The 19,633-nt window shown below is 50.9% G+C and carries 13 protein-coding genes; 9 read left to right on the top strand and 4 right to left on the bottom strand.

What is annotated here, in order from left to right; genetic code table 11:
• Positions 1-10 precede the first annotated feature (10 nt).
• The 3 genes from ACJJIM_RS00660 to ACJJIM_RS00650 form a co-directional block, all read right to left on the bottom strand.
• On the bottom strand, positions 11-3,160 hold the full coding sequence (locus ACJJIM_RS00660) for an efflux RND transporter permease subunit (protein WP_444912104.1): 3,150 nt from the start codon (positions 3,158-3,160) through the stop codon (positions 11-13).
• Positions 3,157-4,320 carry an efflux RND transporter periplasmic adaptor subunit gene (locus ACJJIM_RS00655; protein ID WP_444912103.1) on the bottom strand — a complete coding sequence of 388 codons (1,164 nt, stop codon included), beginning with the start codon at positions 4,318-4,320 and terminating at the stop codon, positions 3,157-3,159. Before ACJJIM_RS00655 ends, ACJJIM_RS00660 begins: the two co-directional genes overlap by 4 nt.
• Positions 4,321-4,702: 382 nt before the next feature.
• Positions 4,703-5,413, bottom strand: coding sequence for a Crp/Fnr family transcriptional regulator (locus tag ACJJIM_RS00650; RefSeq protein WP_444912102.1), 711 nt, complete (start codon positions 5,411-5,413; stop codon positions 4,703-4,705).
• A gap of 345 nt (positions 5,414-5,758) precedes the next feature.
• On the opposite strand from ACJJIM_RS00650, the gene ACJJIM_RS00645 reads away from it, so the two are divergent.
• From ACJJIM_RS00645 to ACJJIM_RS00630, 4 genes are all read left to right on the top strand, one after another.
• Positions 5,759-6,991 (top strand): TonB family protein, encoded by a 1,233-nt coding sequence (locus tag ACJJIM_RS00645; protein WP_444912101.1) that lies wholly within the window; start codon positions 5,759-5,761, stop codon positions 6,989-6,991.
• A 154-nt stretch (positions 6,992-7,145) separates the two neighbouring features.
• The gene (locus ACJJIM_RS00640; RefSeq protein WP_444912100.1) at positions 7,146-9,209 is read left to right on the top strand and encodes a M13 family metallopeptidase; all 2,064 of its coding nucleotides are present in this window, start codon (positions 7,146-7,148) and stop codon (positions 9,207-9,209) included.
• Positions 9,210-9,378: 169 nt separating this feature from the next.
• The gene (locus ACJJIM_RS00635; protein WP_444912099.1) at positions 9,379-11,265 is read left to right on the top strand and encodes an MFS transporter; all 1,887 of its coding nucleotides are present in this window, start codon (positions 9,379-9,381) and stop codon (positions 11,263-11,265) included.
• 173 nt (positions 11,266-11,438) lie between these two features.
• A complete protein-coding gene (locus ACJJIM_RS00630) occupies positions 11,439-13,262 on the top strand; it encodes an MFS transporter (protein ID WP_444912098.1) in 1,824 nt (607 codons plus the stop codon).
• Between the two features lie 57 nt (positions 13,263-13,319).
• Here the strand turns inward: ACJJIM_RS00630 and ACJJIM_RS00625 are convergent, their stop codons facing one another.
• Positions 13,320-15,251, bottom strand: coding sequence for an FTR1 family protein (locus tag ACJJIM_RS00625; protein WP_444912097.1), 1,932 nt, complete (start codon positions 15,249-15,251; stop codon positions 13,320-13,322).
• Positions 15,252-15,422: 171 nt separating this feature from the next.
• On the opposite strand from ACJJIM_RS00625, the gene ACJJIM_RS00620 reads away from it, so the two are divergent.
• The 5 genes from ACJJIM_RS00620 (at position 15,423) to rimI (ending at position 19,561) form a co-directional block, all read left to right on the top strand.
• The gene (locus tag ACJJIM_RS00620) at positions 15,423-15,902 is read left to right on the top strand and encodes a glutathione peroxidase (protein WP_282934317.1); all 480 of its coding nucleotides are present in this window, start codon (positions 15,423-15,425) and stop codon (positions 15,900-15,902) included.
• Positions 15,902-16,381, top strand: coding sequence for a MarR family winged helix-turn-helix transcriptional regulator (locus tag ACJJIM_RS00615; protein ID WP_444912096.1), 480 nt, complete (start codon positions 15,902-15,904; stop codon positions 16,379-16,381). The genes ACJJIM_RS00620 and ACJJIM_RS00615 overlap by 1 nt, the downstream gene beginning before the upstream one ends.
• A 382-nt stretch (positions 16,382-16,763) precedes the next feature.
• On the top strand, positions 16,764-18,299 hold the full coding sequence (locus ACJJIM_RS00610) for a 2-isopropylmalate synthase (protein ID WP_413664345.1): 1,536 nt from the start codon (positions 16,764-16,766) through the stop codon (positions 18,297-18,299).
• Complete coding sequence (locus tag ACJJIM_RS00605) at positions 18,300-19,088, top strand: hypothetical protein (RefSeq protein ID WP_444912095.1); 789 nt, start codon at positions 18,300-18,302, stop codon at positions 19,086-19,088. It begins immediately after the preceding gene.
• Positions 19,085-19,561, top strand: a complete 477-nt coding sequence (gene rimI / locus ACJJIM_RS00600; protein WP_444912094.1) for a ribosomal protein S18-alanine N-acetyltransferase — start codon at positions 19,085-19,087, stop codon at positions 19,559-19,561. The genes ACJJIM_RS00605 and rimI overlap by 4 nt, the downstream gene beginning before the upstream one ends.
• Positions 19,562-19,633 lie beyond the last annotated feature (72 nt).

Below are 19,633 nucleotides of genomic sequence, written 5' to 3'. Positions count from 1 at the left end.
ATAGCCGTCACTAACTCGTTACCGACTCAATAGCCCCCTCTGGATTACCCCTCTTCTTGGAGCGGCCCGGTAGTACTAACATAATGGGTGTAACCAATAACGTCAGCAAAGTGGAAAAGGTAAGCCCGTAAACAATTGCACTGGCTAGCTTCACCCAAAAAGAGGCTATCACTCCATCGACAACAATATTGCGTCCGACCATATCCACACTGACGCCTAGCGCCAGGGGCAACAACCCGAGGATAGTTGTTGCCGTTGTCAAAAAGACCGGTCTCAGCCTCTGTGTCGATGCCTTTACTGCTGCTTCCGTTGGTGTGAGGCTCGGCTCATTCTTACGCACGAAATTATAAGTATCTATCAGTACAATATTATTGTTCACCACGATTCCAGCCAGCGCCACAATACCCACTCCAGTCATAATCACACTGAAGGTGCTTTGTGTTATTAGCAGACCAAACATCACTCCCAAAGTGGACATAATCACAGATGAAAGTACTAATAAAGACTGATAGAAGCTGTTGAACTGTGTTACTAACAGGATAAACATTAAAAACAGGGCCAGGAGGAAGGCTATACCTAGGAATTTAAAAGACTCATTCTGCTCCTCATCCGCCCCACGGAATAGCAGCTCAACCCGGTTATCCACCGGATTGCTCTGCAACCACTTCCTTATTTCCTTCACTTTGTCATCCGGCAGAATCCCCTCTTGCGCATCAGCCTTAATTTGCATGCGAGTAATTCCGTCGATTCGCTCAATCTTATCGACCTTGGGCATGGCTTCCGTGTGTACGAAACTGCTAATCGGAACAGTACCCTGCACGGTATTAACTTTTAGCTGATCGAGCGCAGCTATGCCTCTGGCACTTCTGGGGTACCTGATACGTATATCTACTTCTTCATCCGTATCATCGGGTCGATATTCTGCAACTCGGACGCCATTGGTAACCAACTGCACCGCCCTGCCAACTTCAGTGAGATCGGCACCATATAGAGCAGCCTTGGCTCGATCGACTTTCACTTCCCACTCGATGCCAGGTAGTGGCGCGGTGTTTACAATATCTCGCAACCCGCCAATTTCCTCCATTGCGCGGTGTAGTCGCCAGGTTTCCAGCAGTAGCTGCTCATAGTTCTGACTGCGCAACTCCAGAACAACATCCTTGCCTACCGGCGGTCCTCCCTCCATTACATTTGCGGTTACTTTAATTCCGGCAAAATCTGAGGTGCGGGAACGGATATCGGCAAAAATGTCGCGGCTCCGCCGCTCGCGTTCCTCTGCGGGATAAAGCTCCACTAACATATTGGCGATTTGATCTGGGGAACGATCAGAATTTCCAGAAATCCCTCCAGAACCAATAGTAGTGTGAGCTATTCGGACCTCAGGCACACTAAGCACGGCTCTTTCCACTTGCACCACCAGGTTTTTTTTCTCTTCCATGGACAAATTGCCCTGGGCCCTGATTTCTACATTGCCGTATTGCTCTTCTGTATCCGTGAAAAATTCAACACCCGCACCAAAATTGACAAAGCCAATAAAGATGGCAACCAGAATGGCAATAGTGGTTAAGAACCCACCCAGTGGGCGCTGCAGAACCTTCTCAAGAATACGCGCATACCAGCCGGTAATTCCAGGCAGGGCTCGAGGTAAGCCATCCTCTAACTGGCTCAGGTAGTTACGAGTAGAGGCATCCATTGCGCTTTTGCCAAACAGTGAACCCAGCACAGGAGCAAAAAACAGGGCGTACAAGAGTGACCCCGCCAATACTGCAAATACTGTAACGGGCAGGTAACGCATGAAGTCTCCCACCACTCCAGGCCACAGCATAATCGGCAAAAATGCTGCAAGGGTAGTTGCCGTTGAGGCAACTACCGGCCAGAACATCCGACTGACAGATGCAATATAGGACTCCCTTGCTGACAAACCTTCAGCCATTTTCCGATCGGCAAACTCGGTAATCACAATGGAGCCATCAATTAACATACCGAGGGCCAGCAACATTCCGAACATCACCATAAAGTTAAACGAATAACCCAGATACCAGGTGATGATGGAACCAAACAGCAAAGAGAAGGGCACTCCCAGTCCCACCAGAATTCCCGAGCGAAAGCCGAGCGCGGCAACGACAATAATCATTACCAATAGCATCGCGGTCAGGATGTTTCCCTGCATCTCACTGACCATATCCCGTGCAAAATCAGATTGGTCAAAAACAAACTCAACCGTAATTCCCTGCGGCAAAACACCAAATTCAGCCTGAACCACTTCCCGGACTCGATCCGCGACATCGACAGAGCTGGCATCGTTGCGCTTTTCAACATTAATAGCGAGCCCCGGACGGCCATTGATACTGGTGTAGCTCACTGCATCCTTGAAGGTTCTGCGAATATCTGTAACAGCACCCAAGGTCACAACTCCATCGCGTGACTTCTTGAGCGGAATTTCATAAACATCCTGGGCGGTCTCTATCAACCCAGGGACTTTCACTGAAAAACGGCCCCGATTGGTTTCCAACTCCCCTGCAGGAATTAACAGATTGTTCCCCAATACCGCGTTGATTAACTCCGCACTGGTGATTTGATAGTGCTCCAGTCGCACCGGATCAATCACTGCCTCAACGACCTCCTCCCTATTACCGTGGAGATCTGCACCGAGCACCTCAGGGATACTCTCTATCTTCCGCTTAAGCAATTCAGCCGAGCGCAGTAAAACCCGTTCATTCACTTGCTCACCGGATAGGGTAACGACAATGGTGGGGAAAGGTTGAGCGGATACTTCCTCCACGGTGGGCTCATCGGCATCCCGGGGCAGCTCAGCCCTGGCCCGCTCTACAGCATTGCGAATATCATCGACGGCATCATCTACACCAATGGCAGAGTCAAATTCAATCACGATATATGCAAGGGATTCCCGGGCGACAGCAATCACCTCGACAACCCCTTCTACCGCACGAATTTCCTTCTCCAGAGGGCGGACCAACAGGCGTACACCATCCTCTGGGGAAATTCCCTCATGAGTGACCTGTACAATTACAAATGGGGGGTTCACCTCAGGGCTTGATTCAATTGTCATCGCTGCGCGAGCAACTATGCCAATTAAAACAATCAGCAGCATCAGGCATATTGTGCTGCGATTTCTTTGAATAGCGCTTTCCAACATCTTCATCGCGAATCCCCCTCGGGAATCACTGAAGTTTCGGATACCGGAGTCACCTCAGCGGAATCTACTGGGGAAGCTTCCTTCGCTTGGTTCTCCCGGGAAAACTCTTCCCCAGTTTTCAGTATTTCTGCACGAACCAAATCTCCCGTAGTAACATATTCTTGTCCCACAGTAATCAGAGTGACTGTGTCAGGCAGTCCAGAAACCCAGACGCCGCCATCACCATCCCCAACCAATGAAACATTGATAAATTGCACTCGGTTTTTATCATTGAGAGTCCGCACCCCCAATTCACCGCTATCATCCAGCGTGAGTAGAGATGCATTAATATGGTGGGCCGTTATTTCACCGGTCGGGAGGACCAGCTGACCACTCAAGCCTCCGGGAAGTTGATTACCTGGATTATCTACTGCTACCTCCACTCGGTAAGCCCGAGTAATTTCCTGCGCCTGTTGACTGATATAACGAAGGTATCCGTCTACTAACAGTCCTCTTTGTAATTGGGCTCTCGCCGGCCCGCCCCCAACAAGGCTCCCCACTTGATCCTCTGAAACTTCGCCAACAATTAGGATGGGATCCAAGTCAAGAATGGTCGCGCATTCCTCTCCCCGGCGAATAAAATCTCCCAGCTCCACCGCTCGGCTATTCACTACTCCAGCAAATGGTGCACGAATTTGCAGTTTCTCTACCGTCACTTTGGCACGTGTGTACTCCGCCTTGGTTCGGGCAAGCTCAACTTGCTGCTGGGCCATTGCGGTATCCGACTGCAGTCCTTTTTTCTTAAGTTTCTCGGCACCGGCAAAGTCTATTTCTGCTTTGCGTTTTGCCGCTTCAGCTAATGCCAGTTGCTCAATACGATCTTCAGCCTCGATTTCGCAAATGACATCCCCTTGTCTAACTGTCTGCCCTTCCGCAACTGGAAGTGCAGCAATAATGCCATCCAGTTCAGCGCGCAAACGTACATGCCGGTTAGCCTCAGTGCGCCCATTCACTAGTATCTGAGTGGCGTATGGGCTGGACTCAATGATTTGGGCTTGAATTCGCAATTCAGGCTCTGGCTTCTTGGCAGTTACCTCTTTAGATTCTGACTGCTCATCCTCTGCATCGGAGAATAACTGCCCACTCAGCAGCCATAAAATAGCGATCACCGAAACAATAATTGCCATCCGGTAATTGCGCCTTGACCAGATTGATGCCAATACATTCATAACTTACTAAACCTGTTGGGCAATGATGCGCCATCGCAAAAGGGGTCTTAAATCCAATCGAAGGGATCTGCGATAACAACTGAAGCGAAGCGATTTTTACACAATCACAGCGACATATAAAAAGCCCCGCTGTGTCCTACTCGAATTCTGTCAATAAATACGTGGTTAATGTCGGGCAAATGAAATATCCGAGTGATCTACAAATTTAGACTGGAATCAGCAGATAGTCCCCCCTTAAGAAAGGTGTACACATGTGCCAATAAAAATAAGTACAAAGAGGAGGGAGAGCAGTCAGGAGCGAGGAAATAATTCTCTCGCCCTTGGTTTGAACGGGAAATCTCTACGACAGCATAGATTCCAGAAATCCAAGCATGTCGGATTCATCATCAACCAGCTCACCAGAACCAAACTCCGCATTCCAGTCGAGCAGAATTTGAGCCAAAGCTTTCGCCTGTTCCGCTAAGGCAATTAACTCTTCCCGGCTATTTTTTGGTCCCGTATAAAGTTTCAGCTTTCTATGGCTATTCGCCAACTGATGCCCCGGATACTTGGACCTATAGACCTCCAGTTTCCAACGCAATGAATGCACCATATTGCGATAGAAAACCAGTTTTGCTGGCAACTGTAAAAGTGATAAGTCTTCCAGGTCACCAAACAGCGTACAATCAACGCCTAGAACCTGAGTATCCTGGCTATGATTCGCGGCAAATACATCGGCACTGCGGGGCTCCGCCAATAGCATCGACAAATCACCAAATAACTCACCTGGACGTATTACCGCCAAAGGACGTTCATTTCCCGGAGCCTCCTCAGCTGCGGGACTATTCACCTTCACATGTAACTCACCGCGCAATAAGAAGTAGACCCATTGATCCACATCCCCTGCACGCAGCAGCTGTTCACCCGACTGAAGGCTGACCAACCGGGAGCGCTTTAGCAATACATCGTATTGCCACTCACTCGAGGCACGAATATCCCGAAATAGATGGATGACATTGAGAAGACGATCCACAGCATCCCGTGGATACTCGCTTAGAGGTTTAATTTCCATGCACAATTCAAATTTAGTGAAAACTATTCCATTTTCCTGAAAAGAGTGGCCTAAGCCACTCTGCAAAGTGCCATTCTAAACGATATCGACCTAGCACACCTGTTTCTAAGTGTGACAATCGTTTCCTTACCAACCCTTTATCTTGGGCGAATGAGGACAGTCTGACCTTATCAGGCTTGAACTCCGTTCCAGTTACAGTAGAGTTAGGTGTAGTGAGTAGTACATTGTACTCTCACAAGCTTTGGGCGCGCACTTTTTAATCTGACTTGTGTGCATTGGGGTTGGGGCCCCTGAATTCTTACTTAGCGGAACATTTTGCTCCTGCTACTGAGACACCGTAGAACAATGAAATCGATAAAAATTGTCCTCTCTTTTTGGGTGTTTACATTTGCTCTCACTGCGAAAGCTGCACCACTTTTAAACGGTCTTGCACTAGAAAAACAATTTAATAAAGACATTTATATCGCTGCAATATACTCGGAAAATCTAACCCGGGATTCCAGCACACTACTCGATAACAATATTCCTCGGCGCTTGGAGGTTCGTGTTATCACCAAAAGCCTGCCGGCACGGCGACTCCGCAATCAATGGATGGAAGCCATTGCGATTAACAACCGCGGAGATACGCTCAGCAGCCAGGCAGAAAACATGGTGACCTTTGCCAACCTGTTTAAGGGGCGCTTTGCTCACGGTGATCAATTGAGTATCGAGTTCGCTGCCGATACCGGCTCGACAACAATCTCCCTCAACAGTATTCGACTTGGAGAGATTGCTGACCCCGACTTCTTCAATACCTTGCTACGAGCCTGGATTGGTTCTGTCCCTCCCTCTACTGACTTTAAAGATGGGTTGCTTTCTGCCGGCCAAGTGTCAGGTAGCCTGGTAACTACATTCGAGTCCCTGGCCCCAACAAGCGAGAGAGTTGCCGAATTACAACTCAAGCAAATAAGCCAGGAAGAGGCCACTGCCGCCGAAGAGGCGCCAACTGAAGCCACTAAACCTAAACCGGCTATTGAAATTGCTGATCTTCCGCCTCCAACTCTAGCACTAGCCGCAACCGCTCCCGCTCCCGCTCCCGCTCCCGCAGCAGCGGTTGTAACTGAGGCCGATAGCATTCAAGGGGACAGTGAACAGGGACCTCAACCGGAAGGGGCCGTTCCAGCACAAGCTGAGGAAGAGATTGAGCTTATTACGGTACCTCCTGAGGATGGCCCGCTCCTGGCTGCAGATGCCGAAGATATGATGGAAGAGGAGGAAGAGGCTCCTCTGACGGCTGATATGATTCTGGCACGCCAGATCTATCACTCCAGCTTGCTGCGGCACACCTTCCGCTACATTCGCTACCCCAAACGGGCCCAAGAGCGGGGCCATGAAGGCAGTGTACGCCTAAATGTGACTATTGATTCTCAAGGCCAGGTACGAGATATCCAGCCGATACAAGAATCCCGTCATGCCAGCCTTAACCGGGAGGCCCAAGCTGCTGTACGCAGAGCTGGACCCTACCCTGGAGTCCCTGCGCAGCTAGGTACAGATACTTATAACTTTTCTATCCCTATCACTTTCCGCCTACCAGATTAAATAGCTACTCAACTTGTGCCAAAAGCCCCGCGATGCGGGGCTTTTGGTTAAACTCCCTCCAACTCAACTTGTCCCCAGCTAGGCGCAGCCCTCTTGCCCCAGCTCACCCCCTGCTTTTAGTATGCTCGGCGGATATTCAGCCAAAAGAGCAAAAATGAAAAAGTTACTATTACCACTCGCTATTGCCGGTACCCTGGCGGGAGCCCAGTTCCCTCTGTTTGCTGTCGCTCACGACCACTCCACCGGTAGTAAAGCTACCGCTGAGCAAGTTCAGCTTTCCTCGGGTATTGACCTGGGCGCTATGGATACCAGTGTACGGCCTCAAGACGACTTCTTTGCTTATGTAAACGGCACTTGGCTGAAGAATACTGAGATCCCTGCGGACAAGTCCCGCTGGGGTGGTTTCTCTATTCTGAGAGACCAAAGTACCGAACAAGTCAAAGCTCTGATTATGGAAGCCAGCCAGGGAGCCAAGAGCGCCGATGCCAAGCAAATTGGAGATCTCTACAACAGCTTTATGGATAAAAAGCTGATCGAGAAAAAAGGGCTCTCCGCGGTTTCCGGCGAACTCGCCAAAGTCGATGCAATTAAAAACCGCAAGGATCTTACCGATTTCTTCGCCTATGCGGATACCGTCGGCTACGATGTACCATTTGGCGGAAGCATCTGGCAGGACCTGAAGCAAGTAGAAAACTACATGACTTTCCTGTGGCAGGCAGGCCTTGGACTCCCTGACCGCGACTACTACTTCGAGGACACTGAGAAGAGTAAGAAACTCCGCGAAGCCTATATAACCTACCTCACTGACCTGCAAGACCTCGCGGGACTTAAAGAGGCTGACGACTTTGCCAACAAAATCTTCAAACTCGAGAAAAGTTTGGCAAAACACCATCGCAGCCGCGTTGATAACCGGGATCCGGAAAAGTATTACAACAAGAAAACTATTGTTGAACTTAAAGAGCTAATGCCCGTTATAGATTGGGACAGCTACCTGGCCAAAGCCCAATTGAAGAAAGCGGATAGTTTTATTGTCGGCCAGCCTGAGTATCTGGAAGCGGCCAATGAGATTATTGCTAATACTGAACTGGCAACCTGGAAGCGCTACCTGAAGGTCAAAGTACTCAATGCAATGGCGCCCTACATGCATGACGAAATCGCACAACTGCGCTTTGACTTCTATGGCACCACCGTTCACGGTATCGAACAGATGGAACCCCGTTGGAAGCGCGGAGTAGAATTCGTTAATGGTTCTGTTGGCGAGCTGGTCGGTAAGCGCTACGTAGAAAAGCACTTCCCACCCGAAGCCAAAGAGCGAATGATTGTACTTGTGGACAATCTGAAGGCCGCCTACCGGGAATCCATCGAATCCCTCGAGTGGATGGGCGAAGATACCAAAAAGCAGGCTCTGTTTAAGCTAAGCAATTTTTCCACCAAAATCGGCTACCCAGACAAGTGGCGTGACTACAGTAACTTGACAGTTAAATCCGATGACCTGATTGGCAACGTTCTGGCAGCTAACTTGTTTGAGTCCTCTTACGATCGCAATAAGCTGGGCAGGCCGATCGATCGCGATGAGTGGGGCATGAGCCCACAGACGGTGAATGCTTACTACAACCCAGCCATGAATGAAATCGTATTCCCTGCAGCGATTCTGCAACCACCATTCTTTAATATGAATGCGGATGATGCAGTCAACTACGGCGGTATCGGCGGTGTAATCGGCCACGAGATTGGGCACGGGTTCGATGATAAAGGCAGTAAATTTGATGGACGCGGCTATCTCAACAACTGGTGGACCGACTCCGACCGTAACAATTTTGAGCAGCTGACCAGCAAGCTCGTATCCCAGTACAACGCCTACGAACCGCTTGAGGGTGAACACATCAACGGCGAGCTGACCCTGGGCGAGAATATCGGCGATTTATCAGGCCTGGGAATTGCCTATAAAGCTTATAAAATGTCTCTAGATGGCGAAGAGGCACCTGTTATTGACGGCTTTACCGGCGATCAGAGGGTGTTTATGGGCTGGGCTCAGGTGTGGCGCAGCAAGATGCGCGATAAAGCCCTCAGTGGACGTTTGAAGGTAGATAGTCACTCTCCCGCTGAATATCGTGTGAAAGGCGTACTACCAAATATCGATGCCTTCTACGAAGCATTCGATATTAAGGAAGGCGACGGTATGTACCTGCCTGAAGAGGAAAGGGTAACTGTCTGGTAAACCGGTACCCTCACCTGGCCGCCCACGCGGCCGGGTTTCCCTTCAACCAATTCTACCTCTCCCCCAACAACCCCTAATCTAGCGTACCAATTTACCCTCTATCATGGGGATACCTCCCGTCGGCAGTATGACTTACCATTAGCTCACTTAAATAAGAAGAGAGTTGCCAATGGCTAACCAGTCTCAGTTTCATCTTCTCACTAGCCGCCGCTTTTTGCCGTTCTTCAGCACCCAATTCCTGGGCGCCTTCAATGACAATGTTTATAAAAACGCCCTAATTGTCATGATCGCCTTTCGCCTGGTGGAAAGTGAAGCAAACGCACTAATTAACTTGGCTGCTGGTTTGTTTATTCTTCCCTTTTTCTTATTTTCTGCCTCCGCCGGCCAGATCGCGGACAAATACGACAAGGGGAGGTTAATACGCTGGATTAAGCTAGGAGAGATCGCTATCGGTGCACTGGGTGTTTTCGCCCTTTTTAGCGGAAGCAACGCACTCTGTTTAACTGTGCTCTTTCTCTTGGGCATACAGTCCGCCTTTTTTGGCCCGGTGAAGTACGCGATTATCCCTCAACACTTGAAGCGTTCCGAACTGATAGGGGGCAATGCTCTGGTGGAAATGGGGACATTTGTGGCCATTTTAACGGGAACAATTGTCGGTAGCCTACTCGCAGGCCTCACAGGCCATGGGCAACAGGGAATTCTCTACTTAGGCCTGGTAATTATGGGCGCAGCTACCCTGGGATATCTGGCCAGCCGCTCAATCCCCGCAGCGCCAGCCCCCACACCCAATCTCAAAATAAACCCTAACCCCATTACTCAAACCCATAAAATACTCCGTGCCAGCGCGAATACTCCCTCAATTTTCTACTCCATTATTGGAATATCTTGGTTTTGGTTAATGGGGGCGGCCTATCTGACACAAATTCCCAGTTTTACCAAGAATGTCCTAGGTGGCAGTGAATCAGTGGTTACATTACTGCTGTGCAGTTTTACCATTGGTATTGCCATTGGGTCCTTAATCTGCGAGCGCCTCTCCAGTGGATTTATTGAACTTGGCCTGGTGCCTGTTGGTGCTGCTGGACTTACCATAAGTGGTATCGCCCTGGGTATCGTCGGGGGAAACTTTGCAGAACTCCATGAAGCCAGCTTTACCGCATTTCTAAGTACCGATGGTGCATACTCTCTTCTCAGTTGTCTGGTACTACTGGGGATGTTTGGGGGTCTTTACATCGTTCCTCTGTACACCATGATCCAGGATCGATCCGACCCGGCAATTCGTGCTCAAATTATCTCCGTAAACAATATTTTGAACGCCCTCTTTATGGTGGCTTCAGCGCTACTTGGAATTCTATTCCTCAATATGCTGGACGCGACCATACCGCAGTTCTTTCTTGTTATTGCCCTTATGAATGCGGCGGTCGCCATTTTTGTGTTCGCCAAAGTGCCAGAATTTGCTATGCGCTTTTTGATCTGGGCCCTTTCCCACACCATGTACCGGGTAAAGCACCAAGGGCTTGAACAGATACCCACAGAGGGACCAGCCCTAATCGCTTGCAATCATGTGAGTTATGTTGACGCACTATTACTCGCCGGCGCTGTCCGCCGTCCTATCCGCTTTATTATGTACAAGCCCATTTATGAAATTCCAATTTTGCACTTCGTCTTCAAAACAGGCAGGGCAATTCCAATTTGCTCCAAGCAGAAAGACCCCAAAGGGTATGAACAGGCTTTTCAAGCCATTGAGGACGGGCTAAAAGATGGAGATCTTCTCTGCATATTCCCCGAAGGTCAGTTGACGAAAGACGGAGAACTACAGCCATTTAAAGCAGGCATAGAAAAAATTCTGGAGAGAACCCCTGTCCCTGTAATCCCTATGGCCCTCCAAGGTCTCTGGGGAAGCTTTTTCAGTCATAAAGGCGGTCATGCCTTCACTACATTGCCCAAGCGTTTTTGGTCGCGGGTGAGCGTCGTTGCCGGCAGGCCTGTCGAAGCAGCCGGTGCCAAGGCAGAGGCTCTATACCGCCAAGTGCTGGGCTTGCGCGGAGAGAAACGCTAGCCTCCCCTTTTTCTTGACCAACAAGGATATGTGCCTACTTCACTGGTAGGCACATAAATTCTTCTCCTCCCTCAGGATGCCAGCCCCTCCTTAAATCATTCCGATCACCTATTCTGATAGCGAGAATAGAAATACATAGCTGCTAAGGGCGGCACAGGGACGAAGGCCTAACCATGGCTCAAAGCAACCAGTTCAAGCTCCTCGCCAGTCGCCGCTTTATGCCACTGTTTCTCTCACTGTTAAGCAGTGTTTTTAATGACAACCTGTTTAAAAACTCCCTGCTAGTCATACTGGCATTTCATTTAGCCAAAGCAGAAGCCAATACACTAATTAATCTCGCCAGTAGCCTTTATGTCATACCGTATTTTCTATTTTCACTCGCCGCTGGACAATTAGCTGACAAGTATGAAAAGGGTCGAGTCATAAGAATTATTAAAGCCGCCGAAATACTAATCGGTATCCTCGGGGCCATTGCGCTACTCACTGATGACCGAGTTTTAAGTTTCATTGTATTGATACTTTTTGCCACCCACACAGCTTTCTTTAGCCCTGTCAGATATGCCATCTTACCTCAGCACCTAAAGCAATCAGAATTGCTTGGAGGAAATGGTTTAGCCCAAGTTGCATCCTTTTCCGGAGTACTCGTTGGAACAATTGTCGGCACCCTCCTAGCCGGTGATGTGGGCCAGGGAAAACCTGGGCTGTTATATCTGAGCTTGGTGATGGTCACTGTCGCCGTACTAGGCTATCTCGCCAGTAGGGCAATCCCTCCGGCTCCTTCCTCAGCCCCCAATTTAAAAATAGATTGGAACCCCATCAGCCAAACGCTGAGAATTATGCGGGAAGTGATTAAAACACCCACCGTTTTTTACGCAATTATTGCAAACTCCTGGTTCTGGTTATTTAGCACGGCATACCTAACCCAGGTTCCCAGCTTTGTAAGAAATGTGCTTGGCGCCAGTGAACCAATAATCACGATTCTACTCTGCTGCCTAACTGTTGGCGTTGCTATAGGCTCACTAATGTGTGAGAGCTTGTCTCGCGGGCGTATTGAACTGGGCTTGGTGGCAGCCGGCGGGCTGGGAATGACGGTGGCGGGACTTTGGTTGGGCATCCTATCGGGAAACTATCAAATGCTCTCCAACGCATCCCTTAGCCAATTTCTACAGAGTGATGGTGGACTGACCATCTTATTTATCACGACTTTTATTGGCGTTGCCGGCGGTATTTTTATCGTACCGCTATACACTATTATTCAGGAAAGAACAGCAGAACAAATTCGCGCGCAGGTTATCTCTGTAAATAATGTCCTTAATGCCGTATTTGTAGTCATTATTTCTTTTTCTATTATTGGGCTACTCGGGCCTGTGGGCATGACAATTCCCCAGGTATTTACCCTGCTGGCCGTACTAAATTTCGCTCTTTTAGTACTCCTGCTTTTTCGAATGCCGGAAATGTTATTTGACACCCTTTCTTGGCTTATCTATATCCTGCCCAGGCGCACGAAATACGAGGGGACTGAGCAAATCCCTAGCGAAGGTTCAGCACTTCTAATTGCCCGCTATTCTAACCTGCTAACCCCATTTATTGTTAGCGGGGCAACGCAACGCAAGGTTCGCTTTATCCCCAGCGACGCCATTACTAACAGCCCTAGGCTTCACGCACTTTTACGCAAAAGTGACTATTTCCCCAAAAACTACTATGAAATCGAAGCTTCAGAGCTCAAGAGAAAGCACAATGCGATTCATAAGGCAGAGGCAACCAGGGATCTTCTGTGCATCCTGATTGAAGAAAGCAGCAGGAAAGAAATTACAGAGCTTGTCACTCTGCTCAAGGAAAATTTTCAAAGCGCATCATTGCCACTTATCCCTCTATCGATCCAAGGTTCGTTTAGCTATAAACGAAACCTAAAGACAACAGTACAGGTTGGCAGCCCAATACCGCTTGCAGAAATTTCTCCAGAACTGCTATTCGATAACCTGAAGGGTGCCGAATAAAGAGGGGCGGCCATTAAAAATAGGGTACCCACAGAGTTGCGGGTACCCGAAAGCCATTTAGGCCGCTTTAGCGGAACTGGAATCCGAGCGGCCGCCTTTCAGTAGCAACCACAGAGCGACAACCAGTATTGCCCCCTGAACACCAACACCTTGCCAAGTCGGATAGATACCCAACCAGTCGAAGCTGAGATTTACCGGCAGCGGGGAAATCGCAATCCACGCCGCTTCTTGCAGTGCCGCGACTGCCTTGCCCGCAAGAACAAATGACAACGCCAACAGTAAATAGGTCGTCATGGAGAAGAACTTGCCTATAGGCAAGCGAGCAGAGAAGCGCACAAAGGCAACGCCCAACACAACCAGCGATATCGCACCGGCAGCGAGGCCACCCCATAGGGCGCTGTACTGGCTGGAAGCTGTTTGCACCAATAGGGCCTGGTAGAACAGGATGGTTTCAAAAATTTCGCGGTACACAGCGACAAATGCGAGACCGGCGATGCCCCACAGGGCGCCAGCGCTAAGGCTGCGGTTGATACTGTTCTGGATATATTGCTGCCACTGATCCGCCTGGGTCTTACTGTGCATCCAGAAACCCACATAGAAGAGCACAACTGCGGCCAGAAGCGCTGCGACCCCTTCCATAACTTCCCGGCTGGCGCCACTGATGGAAATCAAACTCTGTGCGGCAACCCAAGTAATAACACCTGCGACCGCAGCGCTGATCCAACCGAAGTGAACAAATTTCAACGCATCGCGACGACCGGTTTTTACCAGGATCGTTGTCAGTGCAATCACAACCAGCAGCGCCTCGAGACCTTCGCGCAGAAGAATCACCAAGCTGGCAATAAATAGTGCACCCGCAGAGAGAGTTGTCTCCTGCATTAAAGATTCGGCGCGCCCCAGTTGCTCAAGAATTACCTGTACCTGAGCCCTGACTTGCTCGGGATTACTATCGGCATTCAGCTGACTGCGCAGCCCGAGCAGCTCCCGTTCAGTGGCTTTACGCAGATCGGCGTCGAGGGAATCCAGAGAGCTCTCCGCCATCTCAAAACCGTCCAGGTAGGCACTAATAGCCAGGGTGCGAGCGTGATCGTAGTTACCTTCCTGGTAGGCCACCAGGGACTTTTCCAGTTGCGCACGGGCTATCTCAATCGGCTGGCTACCGAGGCTCTCCTCACCAGCAAAGAAGGGTGTGGGGTCGGCACGCAGGGAAGCAACTGCCGCGCCGGACAGTTCCGGGCGATCACTCTGCAGCACATTGGGGCTGTACATCACGATATCCTGCAAGCTCGGCTCAACGCCATCACCCTCCCCCACTTCACCTTGGAAAGCCAGGCCGCCAACATAAAATGCCAGGGACCAGCGCTGCTGCTCATTCAGGTTTTTGAAGGCGGTCATTGCAGTGCCATCGATACCGTTACTGATAGCATCGTAAAGGCCCAGCAGGGAGCGATTTTCAGCGCGCTCCAACTCGTAGAAGTTTGTAGGCGCCGGCTCCAACTGTACCGCTAAGGGGCCATCCCCTCTACCCTCGATACCATGGCAGGTAACACACTGCGCCTGGTAGATAGCGCGACTCTCATCCACATTCAGCAATGCAGTGGGCAAAGATAGCGCGGGGGCGATAGACAGTAGCCCCTGACGCAACTTGGCGGTATGCGCTTGCACTTCCTGCACACTGGCCTTGCGGAGAATCGCCGCTTGCAGCGCATCCGCCTCGGTGCGGATCATCGCCGCTTCGGGCGACTCTTGCAGTTGTGCGCCGCGATCGATCAGTACCGAGGCGAACTCCTGCATCTCTGCAAACTCATCGTCACTAATGATCTCCCCATCTGCCACCGCTTCCGGATAATCCACACCGATGTACTCTGCCATCTGCATCAGCTGGCGCAATTCCTGCTCTGATAGACCGGAGGCCTGGGCTTGGACGGGTAGAACCGTAATGGCCAGTAGCGCCACTAGCAGGCGGGCCAAGTGTAAGGTGAGGCGCATGGAGAATCCTTTACTGTTATTGCAAAAGGGTTTTATCAATCTGGCGCATAATATAATTGATAATCATTCTCACAATAAAGCCTGCAAAAGGGCTACTCCCAAATAAAGCGGTTGCAAAAAAGGTTGTGCACAACTAAATTTAGCAAAATACAAACCGTCGAGGCTCTCCCAATGACCGATCTCTACTCAATTCCCGTGCAAACCGCTGATGGGCAAAAGACCACTCTTGCCGATTACAAAGACAAGGTGGTGCTAGTTGTTAACACGGCCAGTAAGTGTGGCTTCACCAAGCAATACGCGGGCCTGGAGGATTTATATAAAAAATACAAAGACCGTGGATTTACCGTCCTGGGCTTTCCCTGCAATCAATTTGGCAAGCAGGAACCCGGTAGCGATGAGGAAATTCAGGAATTTTGTGAACTGAACTTCGGAGTCAGCTTCCCCGTCTACGCCAAGCTGGACGTCAATGGCGATGAAGCTCACCCGCTCTTTGTGGAGCTCAAGAAACGTGCGCCAGGCCTATTGGGAACCGAGGGCATTAAGTGGAATTTCACTAAGTTCTTGATCGGTAAGAATGGCGAGAATGTTAAACGCTACGCGCCAAAGGATGCACCGGCATCCCTGGAGACAGAAATCGAGCGTATGCTCTGATGGTTGTCTGTGATGACGATTCCGGCGAGCTGGCACTGAACCGCCAGCTATGTTTTGCCCTCTACGCCGCATCCCGAGCCATGACCCGCGCCTACCAGCCGATGCTAAAGGAATTGGGGATCACCTATCCGCAATATCTGGTTTTAATGGTTCTGTGGGAGTGGGCCAACACCGAGGCGCCATCGGAAGAAGAGCAGAGCGTCAGTGCACTGGGGCAGAGGCTGATGCTGGATTCCGGCACCTTGACCCCGCTGCTTAAGCGGATGGAGCAAAACGGCCTGGTCAAGCGCCGCCGCAGCAATCAGGATGAACGGATAACCCTGATCACTGTGACAGAGGGAGGCCTTGCCCTTAAACCAAGAGCCAGAGAGTGGGTGACAGCACAGCTGGACAACAGCCGTATCAGCCGCAGCGAGGTAGAGCAACTACACGGAGACTTGTGGCAGTTTCTGCATAAATTGACCGATACCACCCTTTAATAGCGGACCCCATTGAAACCCTCAGTGGGGCAGCCCTTCAAAAAAAGGAAATAAACACTAAAAAACAGCCATCGGAGAAGATAATATAACAAAATAAGAAAATAATACGCCAATATTAGGATACACATTGACCTCTCGGTTGATTCCGCTTCATAATGCCCTGAATCCGACCTAATGCGGAAACTGTTGTATATGAAGACTCCATTTATCACTCAGCGCCAGTCTTTTCTTGCCCTAGCTTTCTCGCTACGACTGCCCCTGCGCGGCATATAATTTTTCTCCCCCCCACCCCCAACAGAATTCCAAACTTTATTTGAGCGATGCATAGACAGCGGCAAGGCCCCCTGTTTAGCCTCAAAGCAAATAAGGAGAACAAACGAAAATGAGCACAAAAAAAGATAAGTTAGTCATTTTTGATACCACTCTGCGCGATGGCGAGCAGAGTCCTGGCGCCTCTATGACGAGAGAGGAAAAAATTCGCATCGCCCGCATGCTCGAGAGAATGCGTGTCGATGTCATTGAGGCTGGATTCGCGATAGCCAGTCCCGGGGACTTCGAGTCGGTCAAGGCCGTCGCTGAAGCCGTTACCGAATCACGGGTTTGCAGCCTGGCCCGAGCGGTCAATGCCGATATCGTGCGCGCTGGCGAAGCCCTGAAGAATGCCAACGCCTCGCGTATCCACACATTTATTGCCACTTCTCCAATCCATATGAAATACAAGCTGCAAATGGAACCGGAAGCGGTGTTGCAGCAGGCAGTGAAAGCGGTTCAAACAGCGCGCAACTTTACCGACGATGTGGAATTCTCCCTCGAGGATGGCAGCCGCTCCGAGCCGGAATTTATGTATCGCATCATCGAAGCGGTTATCGCGGCAGGGGCCGGCACTATCAATATTCCCGACACCGTTGGTTACGGGGAACCGGAAGAGTATGGGGCTATGTTCCGCCGTGTTATCGAAAACGTTCCCAACTCCGACAAAGCCATCTTTTCGACCCACTGTCACAACGACCTGGGCCTCGCCGTTGCCAACTCCCTGTCAGCCGTGATGAACGGTGTGCGCCAAGTGGAATGCACCATCAATGGCTTGGGAGAGCGCGCCGGTAATGCCTCCCTGGAAGAAATCGTTATGGCAGTACAAACCCGCCAGGATCTCTACCCGGTAGAAACAGGGCTGGATACCAGCCACATCGTGCCCACTTCGAGAATGGTGTCGTCGATTACCGGCTTCCCGGTACAGCCCAACAAGGCCATTGTCGGCGCTAATGCATTTGCCCATGAGTCCGGTATTCACCAGGACGGTGTTCTGAAACACCGCGAGACCTACGAAATCATGCGCGCTGAAGATGTAGGCTGGGGTCAAAACCGTCTGGTTCTCGGTAAACACTCCGGCCGGGCTGCCGTCCGCGCCCGTTACGAAGAGCTGGGGGTAGATTTCGCCGATACCGAAGAATTCCAGCAGGTATTTGCCCGCTTTAAAGACCTCGCCGATAAGAAGCATGAGATCTTTGACGAAGATTTGCACTCTCTGGTGAGCGGAGGCGAGTCACCGGTAGAGCGATTCCAACTGAGTGACCTGGATGTGCGCACCAAAATCGGCTCAGCCCCCCAGGCCTTTGTCAGCCTCACCATTGACGGAGAGCCCCGACAGACTGAAGCCAGCGGAGGCGGCCCCGTAGATGCCACCTTCAAAGCTATTGAACAGCTGGTAAACAGCGGCGCCGACTTAAAACTTTATTCTGTAAATGCGGTCACTCAGGGAACAGACTCCCAAGGGTCCGTTACAGTGCGCCTGGAAAAAGACGGCCGCCTGGTCAACGGCGTTGGCGCAGATACAGATATCCTGATTGCCTCAGCACAAGCCTACATGGATGCGTTAAACTTGCTCGCCAGCAGTGAGAGTAAGAAACAGGGCGTATAAGTGAACGAGCTTCAGCGAGCGGAATATTTATCAGTACTTGGGGTTCCAAGCTATGTGCCCCGATTCGTATTGCCGCTCGCACCCGATCCTCGCCAAGCCGAACTGCCTCCCGCCGAAGAAGCTGCTGGGACTCAGCAGCCTCCGGTTGCAAGTGGAATAGCTCAAAACCCACTGCCCCACTCAGCAGATCAGATAATCACCCAGCCGGTGCAAAGTCCGGAGCGCAACGCCCGTGTGCTAGATGAAATAAGCGCTCTCACCGGCCAGACAAAACGCCCACAAGAGACGGTGGCAGTGACACCAGCTCCTGTTGCCCCCCCCCAGCACAGTGTTAAACCTTTTGTTTTGAACTGCTGGCGTATTGGGGAGGAACTCCTGGCCGTGGACAGCCACGAGCCCGGTGCAGCGCTTCCCCTGGAAGCCCTGTTCAACAATATTCTCCGCGCTTTGCACTGGCACCAGCTCCCCCGGCAACAGGAGCGCCTGCAATGGCCTTTAACAGAAAATCGCTTTGGTCCAGCCGAAGACGCCTCACAGGCTCGCGATACATTCTCCAGCTGGTTGGAGGCCTCTTATTCTCGTATGCCGGTTAAATCCATCTGGCTGATGGGCAGTGAAGCTCAAGACTTTTGCACTCCAATCCCTTTGGAAAGCCAGGTTGTCGAATGGCAGAAGGCCCGCTTAATTAGTATGCCCAGCCTCTCGCAACTACTGCGAGCCCCCGAACTAAAACGCCCCCTGTGGAATCTGTTGCGCACTAGTTACCCGACTGAAACCCGCGCAGAATGACCCATTTAAATTACACTGAGCTACAGTTGCGCTCCGCCCTTGCCGACGACTGTGCATCTCTGGCCCAGCTGGCAAAAAGTGCCCACAGTCATCCGTGGAGTGAAGCCCAATACCAGCAGAGTCTCAGCGCCGGCCACTACTGCTGGGTCCTGATCCAAGGCGATGACATTATCGCCTGTTGCGTGATCAGTAGCCTATTTGACCAGGCAGAAATCCTGGACATTGCTGTATCGCCAGCGCGACGCCGACAGGGCCTCGCTGAGGCACTGCTGAACAGCGTGAAAACGGAATTACCCTGCGAAGTTGAGCGAATTTTGCTCGAGGTGCGGGTATCCAATCTCGCTGCGCGCTCCCTCTATCGCAAACTGGGTTTCTCTGAAGACGGGATACGCAAAAATTATTACCCCGCGCAAAACGGCATGCGCGAGGACGCCGTACTCATGAGTCTCGCTCTGAATGACACTCAGTCGTAGAATGAGCCTCTCATTCGGAATTCCCGCCTTACCGACAAGGCCTTGAACGGCAGGCAACCACTCCTGCTCTGT

This window comes from Microbulbifer maximicatervae (SeqCode), assembly GCF_052467615.1.
The sequence above is the reverse complement of the archived record's forward strand: the minus strand, read 5'-3'. Positions and strand labels throughout refer to the sequence as shown.